Raw genomic sequence first — 18,237 nt, forward strand, 5'->3', positions numbered from 1 at the left:
TCAGCCGAAACTAAAGTTAATTGATTACGAATTCCTATTGCTGCTATCTATCCAAACATGATTTTCATCAAAACCTAATTGAGAGATTTTAGTTGTTTGACGTTTAGTTTTTTGCTTGTGTCCAAATTTATTAATTAATCCTGATTTTATTTGTCCATGTTCCAGCATGACGTAAAATAGAACGACCAGAAGCAGGTCTATAGTTTGTTGGTTCTGCTAAATTTGTTTCTTGTTTATTTTCTTGTTTATATTTAATAAACTCCACAAATTCATCAATTAACTTTAAATTTTCTGGAAAAATAGTTAATAAATCTTGTTCAATTTTTTGTCTTAATTCAGTAGAATTCATAATTTTTTCTCTGTTTTAACATTTACTACAGATTTTATAGTTTTTAAACACTACTATTACTTACAATAATATCACAAGAATATTGATGGTAAGGAAAATTGGCAATTAGTAAATAAACAACAATTACCAATTACCAATTACCAATTACCAATTACCCATTAATTAACTTCTCAAACTCACGCCGAATTTCTCCACTAAAGCTTCACGAACTTTATTATGGACTGGTTCAACTTCTGCTTCGGTGAGAGTGCGATCGCTTGAACGATAAATTAAGCGAAAAGCTAAACTCCGCTGTCCTGGTGGGACATTCTCTCCACGATATTCATCAAACAACTCCACAGAATCTAATAACCCTTTACCAGCTTTGGTAATTACCTTTTCAATTTCTGAAACGGTGACTTTTACAGGAGAGAAAAAGGCAATATCGCGATCGCTGGCTGGATAGGTAGAAAAAGGCTGGAATTTAGGAACTAGCAGTTCATCATCATCCAAAGCATTCAACAGCGCATCCAAACTTAATTGGAATACATATACGGCTTCGGGTAAACTTTTTTCCCGTCGCAGTTGGGGGTGAACTTGTCCAAAAGTACCCAATCTGATCCCCCGCACCCATAAAGAAGCGGTACGTCCTGGATGCAAGCGAGAATCTCGGTTTTCTGGTTGAAATTCCACCGATAAATTCAATTGACGAAATACACTTTCTAAAATGCCTTTAGCTTCAAACCAAGTTAGGGTTTGTTCACGGCCACCACTTGACCATTTACCAAGGGTAGAATCACCACCCATGATCCCAGCCAGCATTTCCGCTTCGTCTAAACCTTCTTCTTCTCGCCAGAAAATCCGCCCAATTTCAAAACCATTTAGAACCCCATTTCCCTGTTCTATATTATATTGACAAGCGTCAATTAAACCAGCAATTAAATCAGTTCGTAGTGCTGAATATTCGGCAAATAAAGGATTGGAAAGGACAATTTGTTGATCTTCTCCTGGTTTGACTAAAGAATAATGAATTAATTCTGTCAAACCTTCTGCCCGTAAATAAGATCGTATTTTGCGGAGTAGTTCTTGATCTAAAGATAAATAGCCAGCTTCTGCTTTATCTGGTAGAGTGTCGCAGAATTTATCATAACCATAAAGACGGGCAATTTCTTCAATTAAATCAATTTCTCGTTCTAGATCCCGATAACGATAAGGGGGTACTTTCACCTTCCAAGTACATTCCTCATCTTTGACCAATTCACATCCCAAAGCAGTGAGGATTTTTTCTACGTCATCTACTTCCAGTTCTCCAGTTTCTTCTTCTGATTCAATCGGACCTAGCACTTCATTGACTCTATCTAAACGTAGAGAAATAGAATGTGACCAGGTGGAGGGATCAGGACGAGTATCAGATATTTCTTGTTGCCGAATTACACCTGATGCTAATTCACTAATTAACGATAAAGCCCGGTTATTAGCTATTTCTAATTCGGCTCGATTTACGCCTCTTTCATATCTACCAGAAGCTTCACTTCTTAATCCCACACTGCGAGAAGAACGACGAATGGTGACAGAATCAAATAACGCAGCTTCTAAAACTAAACTTTGTGTACCTTCATGAACTTCAGTTTCTTCTCCACCCATTACTCCTGCTAAAGCGACGGCTTTGTTATTAGCAGTAATTAATAAATTTTGAGTAGATAAATTGCGGGTTTGTCCATCTAAAGTTTTTAAGGTTTCTCCAGCATCAGCAAAGCGAACACCAACGGTTAAATTTTCACCCCCAGCTACAGATTGTAAACGCTCTTTGTCAAACGCATGGAGCGGTTGTCCCCGTTCTAATAAAACATAGTTGGTGATGTCTACAACATTATTAATTGGTCTGACACCAGCTGAACGCAAACGCTGTTGTAACCATTCAGGAGAAGGGGCGATTTTGATTTGTTCAATAACTGTACCGATGTAAGCGGGACAAGCTTGAGTTTCTCGGATTTTTACGGTTAAATTTCCTGTATTTTGGGCAATTGTCACGTTTTCTGGTTGCGGAATAGACAATTTACCACCTGTTAAAGCTGCCACTTCCCTGGCGATTCCCACCATAGATAAAGCATCAGCACGGTTAGCGGTGGCGGTGACATCTAAAATTACATCATCTAAACCCAACAACGGACGGACATCACTACCCAGAGTGAGATTTTCTGGGGTAAAAATATGGATTCCGTCTAAATCAGTCGGTAAACCCAGTTCTTTTAAGGAACAGATCATCCCGTTGGAAGGGACACCTCTGAGTTTGGCGGGTTTAATTTTTAAATCAATATTTGGTAAATAAGTTCCTGTAGTGGCAACTGGGACATAAATATCAGCACGGACATTAGCCGCACCACAAACAATATTTAATGTCTCTTCTGCACCAATATCTACTGTACATACGCTCAGTTTATCAGCGTTGGGGTGTGGTTGACGCTCAAGCACTTTCCCCACAACTACGCCATTGGCCCATGTGCGGCGATCTTCAATATCTTCTACTTCAAACCCGGCTATTGTCAGGGTTTCGGCTAATTCTTCGGGACTAAGTTTAATTTCTACTAGTTCACGCAGCCAGTTTAGAGAAATACGCATGGAGTGTGCTTGTTTTCGGATTCGTCTTTTGCTGCTTTCATTTTATAGCACTGGGCAGTCAGCTTTTTAAAAGTAGGGGAGATGGGGAGTAGGGGAGATGGGGAGCAGGGGAGATGGGGAGCAGGGGAGATGGGGAGCAGGGGAGCAGGGGAGCAGAGGAGCAGAGGAGCAGAGGAGCAGGGGGGAAAGATTAATTCCTTCTTTCTTCTTTCTTCTTTCTTCTTTCTTCTTTCTCCTGCCTCCTGAATTCTGAATTCTGACTTCTGAACTCCTTCTTGGAATTATTGTAACGAAATATGAAGTAATTCTTATTAAAAAAGATTGCAATCTCTTGATTTAGTTGCTAAGGTGTGTAGTGGCAAGCAACTGGTGAATGTTCGGATTAAAGAGAGGTAAAACCGATGCTCTGTATCCACTCTGCCAATAAACTTGAGTTTTGACTTATCTATGGTACCAACGAGGATTTTCTGTTTTGGATAGGCAATGGAGGGGTATTGCAAAGAAAGTAATCATAAACAGAAATATCTGGCGTAACTAATCTTACTGTTCATCAATGTCTTACCTTTTGGATGGCAAAAAGCAGAGGTAAGTCCAAGAATTTGGAGGTGAAAACCGATGAATATTCAAGGCAAAATTGCTTTAATTACAGGGGCTTCCCGTGGAATTGGTAAAGCGATCGCATTAGAATTAGCCCAGCAAGGAGTAAAGAGGCTGATATTGGTAGCACGCGATCGCCAAAAATTAGCCCAAGTCGCCCAAGAAATTGAGGAAATAGGCACCGAAACGATTATCATCGCCTTAGATTTAACCCAATCTGTCAACGTAAATATTGCGATCGCCCAAATGTGGCGCAACTATGGACCTGTCCATATACTTGTCAACTGTGCAGGAGTTGCATATCAAAACTCATTTCTGCAATCAAAACTTCCCCAAGTCCAAGAAGAACTCTCCGTTAACTTGTTGGGAATGTATAACCTCACGAGTCTGATAGCAAGACGTATGGTTAGCCAAAAAGAGGGAACAATTGTCAATGTTTCCAGTCTGATGGGGAAAGTTGCCGCACCAACAATGGCCACCTATTCAGCCACCAAGTTTGCAATCTTAGGTTTTACCCAGGCATTACGTCGGGAACTAGCAGAACACAACATCCGCGTTGTGGCTTTACTTCCCACCCTCACCGACACAGATATGGTGCGCGACTTAAAACTATTTCGTGGTGTTACCCCAATGACACCCCAACAAGTAGCGCAAGCACTCATGATCGGACTGCAAAAGGATACATCAGAAATCTTAGTTGGATGGCAATCTCATTTAGCCGTCTGGTGTCAAAACTTTGCCCCTTGGTTACTAGAGGTCGTTTTAAAAATAGCAGCACCCAGAAAACAACCACAAATCAGCTTAATTAGGAGTTTAGCTGCGAAAATACAGCACTTTAATGATTGGTTGTTCTCTAAAAATAAAGTTGCGTTGGTATCAGATCGCAAGTAATCAATAGTAAGATCCCCAGCTTTATAAACAAGTTGGGGATCTGAGGAAGTGAGATTATTATTTCTTGCTTGTCAAGACAGTAGTAAACATCATCACCATTCCACCGAGAAGAATAGCGATCGCTAATCCACCTGTTACCAAGTCTAAAGTATTACTATCTATGCTCATGTTGAATCCCTCCAAAAGCTACTGGATATTTTTTAGACACTTGTAGGATTATTCGTGTTTTTGTCTAGTTTGCCAAGAAACATAAAAAAACAAAATAGCCAGCAAAATATAACCCACAGCCCAGCTACTTCCAGTTCCCCAACCCAAATTAACAACCGTATCTGCGATCGTCCACTTATAACTGTGCATCAAACCTACCCAAGATAAAACAGCCCCTGCTAATGACCAATAGGCAGCTTGACGAAAATCTCGTTCAATAATGTAAACAGTGATAGAAGCTAAAATCATAGACGAAAAAATAAAGCCCTGTTCCAAAGCAAAAGCACCATCAATATAGGTATCACTCAATTTAAATTGCTCAATTAAAGCTGGTGTAAACGGCTGATCAGGAGTACCTAAACCCGCCGCACGCAAGGCATTTTTCGCCACCAACGCCCCCCACCCTGCAATACCAGGTAACAAGCCCACAACCACCGCAGGAGCGTGATGAGAAGGTGTAGCAGTGAAGCTTTGAGCTACAATTACAATCCCAATCCACAGCAAAATAGCCATACCAGCATCAACAGGGACAAAGTAGGCAAACATGGCTACAGTCCCACTTAAACACAGGATACCCATAATAATACCATTGGCAATAGAATAACCCACTCTTGCCCCTAAAGCCTTCCATCCAGGATGACCTATATATATAGTTGTAGGGAAACAGGAACCAAAAACCGCCGCCACAATAGTACCAATACCGTTAGCAGCTAAAGATGGAACAGCAGGAAAAACATCTCCCGCAGCTTCAGCACTTTCTAAATTTTGAATACTAGCAACGAGATTAAATAATCCCATTGGTAAGATGATGCTGAGATATTCTAATAAAATTGTGTGACTTTCCCAAAGTTGTCCTAAAAATAAATTAGGGAAATAAAAACCAATCGGTGTAATAGCAGCAGCAAATTTAGTCTGATCCCAATTCACTAAACCGGTTCCCCATGCGAGGGTAATTCCTAACAACACAGCTAATAAACCCCCAGGGATGGGAAAACGTACTTTACCAAAGTAGGTAACAAGAATAACACCAAGAGGAACTAAGCCGACCACAGGGTGAGCAAAAGTCCGAAATAAAAACCCTATGGAAATAAAGGTGATAGCGATACCACTGAGGGTAGAAAGCATAGCTGCACGGGGAGCAATGCGACGTATGGGGTTGACAATAAAAGCGCCAAAAAGTTCAATTAAACCTGAACCTAAACAAGCTACCATACCTGCTTGCCATGCTAATTCGGATGCTTGTTCAGGAGACACACCTTTAGCTAATGCGGCTAACCTCACAGGTAGCATAACTAAGAAAATATAGGCAAACAGACTAACGGTATTGATACCATAAGGCAGGGCGGTAATATCATCTCGTTGTTCTTTTGTACCTTGCTGTTTAGCTAACCAACCATAATAAAAGTTACCAACCATTAAACTAAAAGCTACACCAGGTAAAATGCGTCCATAGACGAGGGATGGTGGGAAACCTAATACACCTTGGCACAAACTGACAATTAATAATATTTGAATGAAGTTATCAAGTAGTAATCCAAATAAACCATCTATATCTCTGCGAACAAACCAACGCGGGGTTTTTAGTGTTGGGGTTTCCATATTTTGTGAATATTGCTGTTTCTGGGTTTCAGAATACCAGGAAATTGTTAATATTAGTTTTCAAATCTAGAAATTTTGCAAGAAGCCTAATTGTTTGCTAAGGATTTTGATTTAGCTCCTAGAGGTAAACTACCTTTAGACTTAGAATTTTATCTCAATTGTCTGGTTGAACGTCAAATTGAATTAGCAAATCTTATATTATTAATGTAAAATAAATACTATCAATCTTTAATCCCGAATTATGACAACTATTAAAGAAAAACTCCTAGCTGCAATTGAAACTGTTCCTGAATCAATACTAGAAGAAACCCTGGATTATCTCGAATATCTCAAAACCAGAAAAATTCAACCAGTAGATATTTCTCACAAAGAGGAAGAACCAAGATTTGCTACAATTTGCTGGTACTTGGCAAGGTGATGATTTTGAAGAATGTCTTCAACTTGTTTATGACACTCGTTCTCAGGCTAGATTTTAATGTATCTCCTATACACTTTTATATATTGATAAATTTTTATAAACAAATTGTATAAATTTTTATAAAATAAGATATATTCCTATATATATTCGACAAATACAAGATGAGGTATAAACTATGAAGATTCAAGGAATCATTAAAGGAAATACCATAGAATTGTCAGATGTAGTATTAGATAAAATTGTGCTACCTGATGGAGTTAAAATTTCCATAGAAATACCAGATGATTTAATCATTAAAAGACCCAAATGGCAAGAATGGGAAAGTATTATAGGTTTATGGAAAGATGATCCTGAAATTGATGAAATTTTTGATATTATTAATCAGGAACGTCATCAAGATTTGGGACGTGAAGTTAATTTAGATTAGTTTTAGAAATTTCAAGTTTGATTTGAATAAATCCGAATTCATGAATAATTAATAATAAAAAATCAGGAATTTATGTATTTACTAGATACTAATATTTATATTGCGATAATTAAGGGTAATGAGAATGTTGTATCACATTTTCATGAAAAACATGAATCTTGCTATCTTGCGACTTTAGTATTAGCTGAATTGTATAAAGGGGTTTATTGTTCAAGTAAGGTTGAGCGTAATTTGGATAATTTACAAAGGTTTGCTAGTCTATTACCAATGATAGATTTTGATGAAAAAGCAGCTATTGAGTTTGGAAAAATTCAGTATGAATTGAGGAAAATTGGTAAACCAACGGGACAATTAGATGCTTTAATTGCTGCTGTGGCTATTTGTCATAATTGTATTTTAGTAACTGATAATACTCGTCATTTTGAAAATATTAGTAATTTGTTGATAGAGAACTGGTTAAAATCATAATTACGAATAGGTAAATATTTATTCTCTATTATATGATATTTTTTGTCTGAATCAGGATGTCCGGGATTTAAGGATTTACAGGATGTTTGTCTCCCTCCGTTCTACTAAAAGAATGAACCACGAAGATACGAAGGACACGAAGGAAGAAGAGAGGTACTTTTGGACAGGGAAAAGAATATTTAGACAAGTGGCAGCATTTGGGAAACAAGAATTTCTAGATCAGGAAAATCTAAAGGTGATATTTTTTGATGTTCTGTGAGAATTTCTTGATTTTGATAACCTTCTGTTGTGGGATTTCTAAATACAATTAATTCGCGTTTCACTACATCTAATACCCAATAATCTTTAATTCCTGCTTGAGAATAAGCTTTAGCTTTGATTTCTGTATCTAGTTTTAAACTACTATCTGCAACTTCGATAATTAAATAAATTTCTGCTGGGGTAGGATGATGATCTGCATAGTCTAGGGGATCTATTTTCACTACAGCAACATCTGGTTCAGGTTCAGACCTTTCATTTAATTTTACAGGGTCTTGAACAGCTATCCAAGCCTGATTTCCTAAGCGATTTTGTAATAATTTATTTGTTCTTCCTACTGCTGAACTGTGGGCTGTTCCTTTAGCAACCATCCAAATTATTTTCCCTTCTAATAATTCTACTCGTTCACTTGGATCAAATATTACTGCTTCAGCTATTCTGTGGTATTCATCAACAGTCCACAGCCGCAATTGTAAGGGTGATTCTGTGGTTTGCATAGTTAATTGAAGTAAATATTTATTTTACTATTATATGATATTTTATTGGTCTGAATCAGGATATCCAGGATTTAAGGATTTACAGGAGTTTTGCCTTACTTAGACAATTGGTAGCATTTCAGCTACTACAATTTATAAATCAGGAAAATCTAAAGGAGATATTGTTTGGTGTTCTGTGAGAATTGCTTGATCTCATAGTCATAATCATTATAATCGTCAAAATAATCATCATAATCAGAAATATAATCGTCAAAATAATCATCATTATTGTTTAAATCCTCTGCTAGATAATTATCTTCATAATCATCACTAACTTGAGTATTATGCTTTGTTAATGGCTCATATATTTTTTTGGATCTGATATTATACAGTTTACAAATCTCAACGCGACGGAATAGATAGTCATCAAACCAACCATTCACAAATTCGTAACCAATACCCTCTTCCCAACCCAACCAAATTCCCCCTACACTTCCTGGGAAGTATCCTTCCGGTGCGTTAATATCATTTGGTGTGTTAATATCATTAATATATCTGCCTATCTTATGAATAAACTGATCCCATATTTTGCTATCATATTCTAGTGTTACACCTAAACATTGATAAATCCTTTTCTGTACAGAAAAACCAAATTTACCATTACTGTATTTCACCCATAGATAGTCAATAGTGCGGAGGTCTTCAGAGGGAAAATTATCAATACTATCATGATCTAACCAACTTTCTTCTTCTCGTTTTGCAACCTCTAACATTACTCGTCTGGTTTCTTCATCTGCTTCCATCCATTTTCCCGTTTTTAGTAAATCACGCAGCTTTCTATAATCCATTCCTACTGCTGATATTAAATCAACATCATTGCACTGAATATTTTTAAGTTGTTCAAGAGTTTTATGGTAATCATGAAAATTATTTTCTTGTTTATAAATAGAGGTTGCTTTTTTAAAATCATCTATTGCGGCTTGGTTATTTTCTAAAATTAAATTGACTGATCCCCTATTGTAGTAAGCAATAGCAAATTTTGAATCTAAATTGATCACCTGACTAAAATCATTAATTGCGTCCTTATACTTTCTAGACTCTTTATAAATAACTCCCCTGTTGTAGTAAGCAATGGCAAATTTTGGATCTAAATTGATAGCTTGAGTATAATTATTAATGGCATCCTGATATTTTTGTAGAATTTTATAAGTATTTCCTCTATTGCAATAAGCACCAGCAAATTCTGGATTTAACTTAATAGCTTGAGTGTAATCATTAATGGCATCCTGATATTTTCCTAAATTTTTATGAGAAATTCCGCGCTTATAGTAAGCACCAGCAAATTCTGGATTTAACTTAATAGCTTGGGTGTAATTATTAATTGCATCCTGATATTTTTCTAATGTGTAATAAACATTTCCTCGATTGTAGTAAGCACCAGCAAATTCTGGATTTAACTTAATAGCTTGGGTGTAATCATTAATGGCATTCTGATATTTTTCTAATGTGTAATAAGCATTTCCTCGATTGTAGTAAGCATTATCAGATGCAGGATTTAACTTAATAGCTTGGGTGTAATTATTAATTGCATCCTGATATTTTTCTAATGTGTAATAAGCACCTCCTCGATTGTAGTAAGCATTATCAGATGCAGGATTTAACTTAATAGCTTGGGTGTAATTATAAATTGCACCCTCATACTCTCCTAAAGTATAGCGAGCGTTACCTATTTTGCAATAAATAATTGCCATAATTGCATCACTCTCATAATAAGTAATTGCCTCATTTGATCTTAAATGTAACGCATGATAATAATCGAAAATAGCACCTTGATAATCTTCATTATTAACACATTCATCACCTAATCTGATATATTTATCATAATCATAAGATGTAAAGGATTTGAAATTTTCTAAATAACCACGTAACCCACTAGGATAAAGCAATTCATCTATTCCGACTAAAGTTTTATCACCAGTTGATTTAATGATATTCGTTGGTAAAAATCCAGCTATAATAAGACCATATTCTTTTTCTGTTTCACTAAATTCCTCTTGACATAAAATACAAACTAAAACAGCATTTTTTTCTATTTCTTCCTGGCTTATTGACCATTTAATTTTATTAAAATTTCCATAACGGACTTTAACCTGAATACCAATAGATGAATCAGAAGTTAAAGTAAAATCAACTTTTCCATCTCCACCAATGCGTTTTTCATAATCAACCTCAGTGACAAAATCACCCAAACGACTTTTAACAACTTCCTCACCCAGCTTTCCTTTTAAATTATTGACAAAAACATCACGGATAGGAGTTGAAGTTCGTCTATATTTTTCAGCCATATCCCAGCAAAAATCCCGTAATTGCTGTAACCTTTCTCCAGAGATAACTGTCAACTCACTATGTCGGCCTTCCTTCTCACAATGGAGTAAGTCACCAGATTTCAGTCTTTGAATAAAATCAGTCTGTTGTGCTTTGAGTATAGTTGTCCAGTCCATTTGTCAAAACTCACCTTTATCTGACAAGGAGTATTTATTCTAGTATTCCCTACCAAGCAGCAAAAAGCACTAATCTAGATCACATTGCAGTGTTTTTAGCCTAACCCAAAAGTATAGAATCCTCAAACCCTAAAAACACAACTCAAACAAACATCCTGTAAATCCTTAAATCCTGGATATCCTGATTCTGACAATTTAACTTTATAACCCTATGAGTTTTGACAACGTTTGTAAACTACTAGCAGAAAAATATCCCTTTGATTTTGCTAAGTGGTTACTTCCCCAAGAACCAAAAACAATTAAAGTCTTAAAAACCGAATTGAGTATAGAACCAATTCGCGCTGATTTTGTCACCTTCTTACAAACAGAAAATCGCATTTTACATATTGAATTTCAAACCAAACCACAATCTAAACCTCCTATTCCTTTTAGAGAGTTAGACTATTCAGTGAGATTAATCCGTACATATCAAGTTCCGGTTACTCAAGTCGTGATTTTCTTACAAGAAACAGATGATCCAATTGTTTTTACTGAAGAATATGTTAACGAAACAACCAGACACCGTTACCGTGTAATCAGAATGTGGGAACAAGAACCAGAATTATTTTTGCATAATCTGGCATTATTACCATTAGCGCCATTAACCCGGACAAATTCACCCCAAGGTTTATTATCCCAAATTGCCAATAATGTTGCTAAAATTGCAGATAGGGAGACTAAGCAGGATATTGCGGCTTACACAGAGATTTTAGCAGGTTTGCGGTTTGAAAAAGATTTTATTCGTCAATTGTTAAGTGAGGATCTTATGCAAGAATCAGTAATTTATCAGGACATTTTGCAGAAGGGAGAAGGAAAAGAAGCAGTTAAATTTTGTCTAATGTTACTTAATCAAAGATTTGGAGAACTTGATTCTGAAATAGTGGAAAGAGTTAAAGTTTTACCTGTGGAACAGTTAGAAAATTTAGGTGTAGCGTTGTTTAATATTTCTGAAGTTGCTGATTTAGTAACTTGGTTAAATCATCAAGAATAACATCGCTAACAATGATTTTTAGGTTGGGTTTTCTCAACCTAAATAAAAATATTATGCTTTTAGGACTTACGCAAGTGTCACACTAAACATCTATTCTATGGTGCGTCAGATATCAAATATCACTTTATTTTCAGGATTTATGAAGTCTGACGCACCCTACTAATATGCCAGTTGCGTAAGTCCTGGCTTTAATAGTAATTAATTTCAAAATCAGGGTTTATGGCTTACATTTTAATTTAAATTAGCTATTATTTATGAATAATACACAACTAAAAACTATTCTCTCTAATTCAATTATTGCTACTGTCTTACCTGCAATTTCCCAACTTAATTTATCTAATTGGTGGTTAGCTGGGGGTGCTGTCAGAAATACAGTTTGGCGTTCTCTTTTTGGGCAAGAATGTGATTTATTTATTAAAGATTTTGATATTGCTTTTTTTGATGAAGCAGGGAATCGTGAACAAGAATTATTAGCTAAATCTACTCTAAAAACACAATTTCCTGAACACGAATTTGATGTAAAAAATCAAGCTAGTTTTGGGCATTGGCGTGCCGGAAGTATGACTTATAGTAGTACAGAAGATGGCATTAAAAATTGGTTACATACTGCGACTGCTGTAGGGATTCGTATTAATAAACAGGGAGAATGGCAATTTTTCACTCCCTACGGTTTAGATGATTTATTTAATGGGATTATTCGACCAACACCAATACATATTAATAATCCAGATGCTGAGAAAAAAGCATCCGGTTTTTTGCACAAATGTCCTTGTCTGAAGTTGGGAAAATAAGAGTTTTTAATTTAGAGATTTTGTCCCCAACATTTCAAATAGTCGGGGATCTATTTCCTCAAGGTTTTAAAAATCAACTCCACGCTTCAGTTCTACACCTTGATTAGCATAGTGTTTATGACAATAAACTTCAGAGTGAATACTGGCTAAATCAAAATATGCAGGTTGATTTTGACAACGACCGGTAATGATAACTTCTGTGTCTCTTGGTTTACGTAGCAAAGCTTGAACAATGGGATCTACAGGTAACAATTCTAAATCAACGGTGGGATTGAGTTCATCGAGAATGATGGTTTTATAGATTCCAGATGCGATCGCAGTTTTGGCAATTTCCCAACCTCTCTCCGCTTCTACATAGTCTAACTCTTGCCGAGAATTGCGCCAAACGATCGCATCCCGTCCACAACGTTGATGATCTACCACTTCAGGATAAGACTGTTGCAAAGCAGCGATCGCAGCATCTTCAGTATATCCACTGCCACCTTTTAACCACTGCATAATTAATACACGGGTAGAGCCAGGATGATTTATTCCCCGACCAATAGCCTGTAAAGCTTTACCCAAAGCACTAGTAGATTTACCTTTACCTGCTCCAGTATAAATTTCAATTCCTTCTAATAAAAGTGCTTCAGCAGTAGGATGGTGCTGAGGTTTCATTTCTGAATGTAAATCCGCAATATCTAGTAGTTGTTGCGGTGCAGCGCGTCCAGTCGCAATAATTTCCAACTCTTGGGGTTTAGATTTTAAAGTTTGTACCACCTCATTCACAGGAAGTAAACCCAAATCTAAAACCGGGTTAATTTCGTCCAAAACCACAACCGAATACAAACCTGATGCGATCGCACCCTTGGCTACATCCCAACCCCGCGCAGCTTCTGTTCTGTCAAAGGGGGTAATCTCATCATGTCCAAAAAATTCCGCCCTCCCCGTGCGAACCTGATCAATCAAATGAGGAAAACCACGCTGTAAAGCGGCGATCGCTCCATCTTCATCATAATCACGTTCTGGCCCCTTCAAAAACCTCAGCAATAAGACGCGATTAGAATCACTAGGTGTATTTATTCCCAAACCAATCGAGCGCAGAACTACCCCTAAAGCCGCTTGGGACTTACCTTTCCCAATGCCATCATAGACGTGAATTTGACCAGTGAGCCGTTCAGAACGCACTTGCGCTGTGCGAATACCGATCCCATTTCTTGTCATCTCTGGAAAAGCTATAACGTGGCAGTTTCCTATTTTACAACCAACCTGTTGAATAATTAGACAAGTTAATTTTGGCTAACTTATCCGTATAACAGTCATCCCCATGTATTAATAAGATTAATCAAAATATACTGGTAAACAAAGATAAAAAATGGTAATAAGAATGAGATGATTTCCACAATTATCCGTATTATCTCAGTTATACTCTAAAATTAACTCCTACCTTTGACGGTTTATGTCTGAAGAATTGTCACTTCCCAGAATTTTGCCCATTGGTGCAATTTTGTTTGAAACTTTATTTTTACTAGTTGCCATTTCCATAGAAGGGTATGTTTTACATAGATGGCTAAAATTTGACAAAAAAAGCAGTATTTTTTATGCCATAGCCATGAACGTTTTTTCTAGCGTCTTGGGCTGGAATATATTTTTTCTAGTTGAGCCAATATTAGACGTTAACTTAAAATCAGAATTAATCAGCTATATATTTTTTAATAACTTTAAAAATCCGGGAACACAGAGTACCATAATTTTTCTAGCTTTTTTAATCTTCCTTGGTACTTTTTTGATCAAGTTTTTATTGCTCAAGATTCTAATTATTACCTTAAGGGAAATTGGTAAAAAAGAAGAAATGGAAACATCTCAAAAAGAAAAATTACAGAGAATTGAAAAAATACAATTGCAAAACAATAATTTAATTGCGACTACATTAATAGCAAATTCCATGAGCTATATAGCCATAACTTTAATTTTAGTAATTCGCAATTTATCTATAGGATTAAAGTAACTTAATAAAATCCCAATAATTGAAGGTGATACTATGAACTCATCATTGTTTAAAGAAGTAATACTTCTCTTTAAATTTATTCAGGATCTATTGTTAGGAATTCAAAAGCTGATCATGCCTCCCAAGGCTTATTCTTGGCAGACATTAATATATTTAAGTGTTTTTTCATGGGGAATTTCATATTTTGCCATAGGTTTTATTAAAGATATAATTGCATTTTCGGGTTGGTTATTTTTGTTAGCTGGTACAGCTTGGTATACTACAGACGATCCGTTAAGAGTTCCTGGTACTTTCATGCCAGTGGGAGCATTAATAACCGGTTTATTAGTCAGTGTTTTTGCCTTTGGACATGAAGTAAATGTAGTCACACCTAAAACTATCGTTTTCTGGCCAACCATTGCAGCCATCATTACAGCCATACCAGAATTTTTTGCAGGTACAGGTACAACAGCAAAAGCTGCCATTCCCAAACTAGAAGTACGCCAAAAAGTTATCATTTTGCTGGCTTGGTCGATGCTAATCAGTTGTTGGCTTCAGTTTTACTTTGTTCTAGATAAATGGTTAAAAGAATATCCCAGCTTATCCGCACAAAATTTTCAGCGTAGCACTTTTGTAATTAGACTAGAACCCAAATCCAAAACACCTCAAAACGGTAATATTATCTTAAATAAAATACAACCACTGGTAGAAGAACAAATATTTAAAAGACCTTGGTCAGAAGTAGAAAAATGGTTAATAGAAGCTAATCAGCAACTGGGAAACTTGGGTAAGGGTGTCATTGACAAAAACCTAGAAAAATATGATGAACAGGGATTATGGCGGATTGAACCCCGTGTAGTTAATGTCAAATCAGGATATAGATTAGATATCCTCACAATTTGGACAGGGCCAAGTGCAAATGCACGGGGGTTCTATCTCCAGAAATCTTGTTTAATTCAACCAGTTGCAGCCGTCAACAAGCCAGAAAATCAAAACGCAGTGGCAGAAATTGAATGCGATCGCACCAACAAATTTTTTATCGGTACACCACCACCAAAGCAATAAAATCACCTATCAGTTGACATTTATCATCAATCCCTAATTACCAATTACCAGACAATATGAATGCAAGCAGAACCTTTGTAATGGCCAAAAATGTGTTTCAGGAAGTGATACGCGATCGCATCCTGTACATCATCGGTTTTTATGCAATTATCCTCGCAGTTGCTAACCGTACAATTTTTGAATTTGCAGCCACAACCCAAGACAAAATCTTCTTAGACTTTGGTTTAGCAGCAATGAATATCATCGGCTTAATTGTTGTCGTCTTTATTGGTACGGGACTAGTTAACAAAGAGATTGAAAAACGTACTATTCTCATGTTAATTGCTAAACCCATCAGCCGTAGCGAATTTATCACCAGTAAATACTTAGGATTATCAGGTGTACTAGCTGTACTTATAGCGGCAATGACAGCAATTTATTTGGTATTTTTACAACTTGGGAAAATGTCCTATCCCATAAACAGTATTCTCATTGCCGTACTCTTTTTATTTTTACAATTAACCTTAATTACTGCTGTAGCAATTACATTAGGAGTTTTTACCAGTTCCCTCATAGCTACCGCTTTAACATTTGCAGTCTATTTAATGGGGAATATTACACAAGATTTAGTCGCACTTGGTCGCCTTAGTCAAAACCCTGGTGTAGAAAAGATCACCCAATGTCTATATCTGATTCTCCCTAATTTATCTCGCTTAGATTTAAAAAATGATGCCGTTTATGGACTGCAAGCAATACCTGATACCGTGACATTAATAGGTAATGCAACTTACGGCTTACTTTACAGCTTCATGCTGTTAGCAATAGCTGTTTTCATCTTCTTAAGAAGAGAATTTTAATAAAGCAGGTGACAGGTGAGAGGTGACAGGTGACAGTGAAGAGGACAAGGAACAGGGAACAACTGATAACTGAGTTACCCTTCTCCCCAAGTTCTTAATTGGAAATAAACTAATACCAACGTCACCACTAACAAAACCGTTGCTACTGCTGCGGCATAACCAAAATCAAATTGACCAAAAGCTTCCTGATAAGTGTAATAAACCAGCAAATTAGTAGAATTCAAAGGACCACCACCTGTAATCACATAAACAGGTTCAAAACTCCGCAATGTAAAAATAGCAGTAGTGACTGTGGTAAATATTAAAGTAGGTCTTAATCCTGGTAAAGTAACGTGCCAAAATTGTTGCCAACTATTTGCACCATCTAATTCGGCTGCTTCATAGTGATTGAGAGGAATTGCTTGCAAACCTGCCAAAAAAACCACCATATTGAAACCTATTTGTTTCCAAATACTAAATAAAATTATGACTGGCATTGCCCAGAAAGTATCACTTAACCATGATATGGGAGGAATATCAAAAAAATTCAACAGTCCATTCACAGGGCCTGTATTTTGAAACAGCCAACGAAATCCTAAACCAGCAGCAACAAGAGAGATAATGGAAGGTAAAAAATAAACACTTCTCAAAATACCCCTTAAAGCCAAAGAACGATTTAATAATACTGCTAACCCCAAGGGAATGACCAAACTGGGAACAAGACTACCAAGGGTAAAATAAGTTGTATTAAAAATAACTTGCCAAAAATCAGCGTTCAAAAACAAACGCCAATAGTTTTTGAAGCCTACCAAATAAATACCAGTTGAAGTGAAACTACCAGCTGTGAAACTGAGATAAAACAAATAGGCAATTGGCCAGATTATAAACAAGATTAACAAAATTAGTGCTGGAGTCAGAAAAATCCAAGCAGCAACTGTATCATTATCTAGCATTTGCATTGAAGGCAAACGAGGTTTTTTCATGGTACTCTTAGTAATTCAGACGATATTCATCATTTTATGAATCAATATTATCCGATTGAGGCAGCATCTAGCTTAATTTGTCCCGATATTTCCCAACAAAATTTCCAATCAATGAAGTCATTGAAATTAGGAATAATGGCTTCTGGAAATGGCAGCAATTTTGAAGTAGTCGCCCAAGCTATTGAAGAAAGGAAACTCAACGCTAAAATTAAAGTTTTAATTTATAACAATCCATCAGCTAAAGCAGCATTAAGGGCAAAAAATCGCGGTGTAGAGGCAGTATTATTAAATCACCGTGATTACAAAAAACGTGAAGATTTTGATCAAAAAATTGTCCAAACATTGCGTCAATATGATGTTGATTTGGTGATTATGGCTGGCTGGATGCGCCTGGTGACACAAGAATTAATTGATGCTTTTCCTGACAAAATTATTAATATTCATCCCAGCTTATTACCTAGTTTCAAAGGAGTTCAAGCTGTTGAACAGGCATTAGCAGCCGGAGTGAAAATAACAGGTTGTACTGTCCATCTCCTGCGTTTAGAAATGGATAGCGGTCCAATTTTGATGCAAGCCGCAGTACCAGTTTTTCCAGAAGATACAGCAGAAACACTACACGCTAGAATCCAAATTCAGGAACACCGAATTTTACCATTAGCGATCGCTGCCCTGGGCGAAGGCATCGCTTATACTGGCGCAACAGGGAATAAGTGAACAGAAAACAAACACAGAATTTTCTCCCCAGTCCCCAATACTCTGTATCAATGCTACAATCCTCAGTTAGAAATTTAGGATATC

At 36.5% G+C, this 18,237-nt stretch carries 16 protein-coding genes and 1 pseudogene; 10 read left to right on the plus strand and 7 right to left on the minus strand.

Features of this window, described 5'->3' with window-relative positions; all coding sequences use genetic code 11:
• Positions 1-130: 130 nt before the first annotated feature.
• The gene (locus ACLLO5_RS24480; RefSeq protein ID WP_413173079.1) at positions 131-349 is read right to left on the minus strand and encodes a hypothetical protein; all 219 of its coding nucleotides are present in this window, start codon (positions 347-349) and stop codon (positions 131-133) included.
• 162 nt (positions 350-511) lie between these two features.
• On the minus strand, positions 512-2,947 hold the full coding sequence (pheT, locus tag ACLLO5_RS24485) for a phenylalanine--tRNA ligase subunit beta (RefSeq protein WP_413173080.1): 2,436 nt from the start codon (positions 2,945-2,947) through the stop codon (positions 512-514).
• A 615-nt stretch (positions 2,948-3,562) separates the two neighbouring features.
• On the opposite strand from pheT, the gene ACLLO5_RS24490 reads away from it, so the two are divergent.
• Positions 3,563-4,435 (plus strand): SDR family NAD(P)-dependent oxidoreductase, encoded by an 873-nt coding sequence (locus tag ACLLO5_RS24490; RefSeq protein ID WP_413173081.1) that lies wholly within the window; start codon positions 3,563-3,565, stop codon positions 4,433-4,435.
• A gap of 216 nt (positions 4,436-4,651) precedes the next feature.
• On the opposite strand, the gene ACLLO5_RS24495 is transcribed toward ACLLO5_RS24490, so the two are convergent.
• Complete coding sequence (locus ACLLO5_RS24495) at positions 4,652-6,241, minus strand: NCS2 family permease (protein WP_413173082.1); 1,590 nt, start codon at positions 6,239-6,241, stop codon at positions 4,652-4,654.
• 241 nt (positions 6,242-6,482) lie between these two features.
• Between ACLLO5_RS24495 and ACLLO5_RS24500 the strand changes: the two are divergent.
• The 3 genes and pseudogenes from ACLLO5_RS24500 to ACLLO5_RS24510 all read left to right on the plus strand — a co-directional run bounded on the left by ACLLO5_RS24500 (position 6,483) and on the right by ACLLO5_RS24510 (position 7,554).
• Positions 6,483-6,717: pseudogene (locus ACLLO5_RS24500) on the plus strand (DUF2281 domain-containing protein).
• Between the two features lie 117 nt (positions 6,718-6,834).
• Positions 6,835-7,086: a hypothetical protein gene (locus ACLLO5_RS24505; RefSeq protein ID WP_413173083.1), complete on the plus strand. Its 252-nt coding sequence runs from the start codon at positions 6,835-6,837 to the stop codon at positions 7,084-7,086.
• Positions 7,087-7,158: 72 nt separating this feature from the next.
• Positions 7,159-7,554, plus strand: a complete 396-nt coding sequence (locus ACLLO5_RS24510) for a type II toxin-antitoxin system VapC family toxin (RefSeq protein WP_413173084.1) — start codon at positions 7,159-7,161, stop codon at positions 7,552-7,554.
• A gap of 179 nt (positions 7,555-7,733) precedes the next feature.
• On the opposite strand, the gene ACLLO5_RS24515 is transcribed toward ACLLO5_RS24510, so the two are convergent.
• Together ACLLO5_RS24515 and ACLLO5_RS24520 are read right to left on the minus strand one after the other, a co-directional pair.
• Complete coding sequence (locus ACLLO5_RS24515; protein ID WP_413173085.1) at positions 7,734-8,309, minus strand: Uma2 family endonuclease; 576 nt, start codon at positions 8,307-8,309, stop codon at positions 7,734-7,736.
• Between the two features lie 149 nt (positions 8,310-8,458).
• Positions 8,459-10,633, minus strand: a complete 2,175-nt coding sequence (locus ACLLO5_RS24520) for a tetratricopeptide repeat protein (RefSeq protein WP_413173086.1) — start codon at positions 10,631-10,633, stop codon at positions 8,459-8,461.
• Positions 10,634-11,000: 367 nt separating this feature from the next.
• Here ACLLO5_RS24520 and ACLLO5_RS24525 point away from each other — a divergent pair, with 367 nt between their 5' ends.
• Together ACLLO5_RS24525 and ACLLO5_RS24530 are read left to right on the plus strand one after the other, a co-directional pair.
• Positions 11,001-11,819: an Rpn family recombination-promoting nuclease/putative transposase gene (locus ACLLO5_RS24525; RefSeq protein ID WP_413173087.1), complete on the plus strand. Its 819-nt coding sequence runs from the start codon at positions 11,001-11,003 to the stop codon at positions 11,817-11,819.
• A 254-nt stretch (positions 11,820-12,073) separates the two neighbouring features.
• Entirely contained in the window at positions 12,074-12,610 is a 537-nt protein-coding gene (locus tag ACLLO5_RS24530) for a nucleotidyltransferase family protein (protein ID WP_413173088.1), read from the plus strand.
• A 66-nt stretch (positions 12,611-12,676) separates the two neighbouring features.
• Here ACLLO5_RS24530 and ACLLO5_RS24535 read toward each other — a convergent pair whose 3' ends face one another.
• A complete protein-coding gene (locus ACLLO5_RS24535; protein ID WP_413173089.1) occupies positions 12,677-13,813 on the minus strand; it encodes a cob(I)yrinic acid a,c-diamide adenosyltransferase in 1,137 nt (378 codons plus the stop codon).
• Positions 13,814-14,048: 235 nt separating this feature from the next.
• On the opposite strand from ACLLO5_RS24535, the gene fraC reads away from it, so the two are divergent.
• The 3 genes from fraC to ACLLO5_RS24550 are packed head-to-tail and all read left to right on the plus strand — an operon-like array spanning position 14,049 to position 16,477.
• Positions 14,049-14,597, plus strand: a complete 549-nt coding sequence (fraC, locus tag ACLLO5_RS24540; RefSeq protein ID WP_413173090.1) for a filament integrity protein FraC — start codon at positions 14,049-14,051, stop codon at positions 14,595-14,597.
• Between the two features lie 33 nt (positions 14,598-14,630).
• The gene (gene fraD, locus ACLLO5_RS24545; RefSeq protein WP_413173091.1) at positions 14,631-15,641 is read left to right on the plus strand and encodes a septal junction protein FraD; all 1,011 of its coding nucleotides are present in this window, start codon (positions 14,631-14,633) and stop codon (positions 15,639-15,641) included.
• Positions 15,642-15,697: 56 nt separating this feature from the next.
• The gene (locus tag ACLLO5_RS24550) at positions 15,698-16,477 is read left to right on the plus strand and encodes an ABC transporter permease (RefSeq protein WP_413173092.1); all 780 of its coding nucleotides are present in this window, start codon (positions 15,698-15,700) and stop codon (positions 16,475-16,477) included.
• Positions 16,478-16,551: 74 nt separating this feature from the next.
• On the opposite strand, the gene ACLLO5_RS24555 is transcribed toward ACLLO5_RS24550, so the two are convergent.
• Positions 16,552-17,439, minus strand: coding sequence for a carbohydrate ABC transporter permease (locus ACLLO5_RS24555; protein ID WP_413173093.1), 888 nt, complete (start codon positions 17,437-17,439; stop codon positions 16,552-16,554).
• Positions 17,440-17,475: 36 nt separating this feature from the next.
• Here ACLLO5_RS24555 and purN point away from each other — a divergent pair, with 36 nt between their 5' ends.
• Positions 17,476-18,153: a phosphoribosylglycinamide formyltransferase gene (gene purN / locus ACLLO5_RS24560; RefSeq protein WP_413173094.1), complete on the plus strand. Its 678-nt coding sequence runs from the start codon at positions 17,476-17,478 to the stop codon at positions 18,151-18,153.
• The last annotated feature ends 84 nt before the right edge of the window (positions 18,154-18,237 follow it).

Source organism: Anabaena azotica SJ-1 (assembly GCF_047275885.1).
Taxonomy (GTDB): Bacteria; Cyanobacteriota; Cyanobacteriia; order Cyanobacteriales; family Nostocaceae; genus Trichormus_B; species Trichormus_B azotica_A.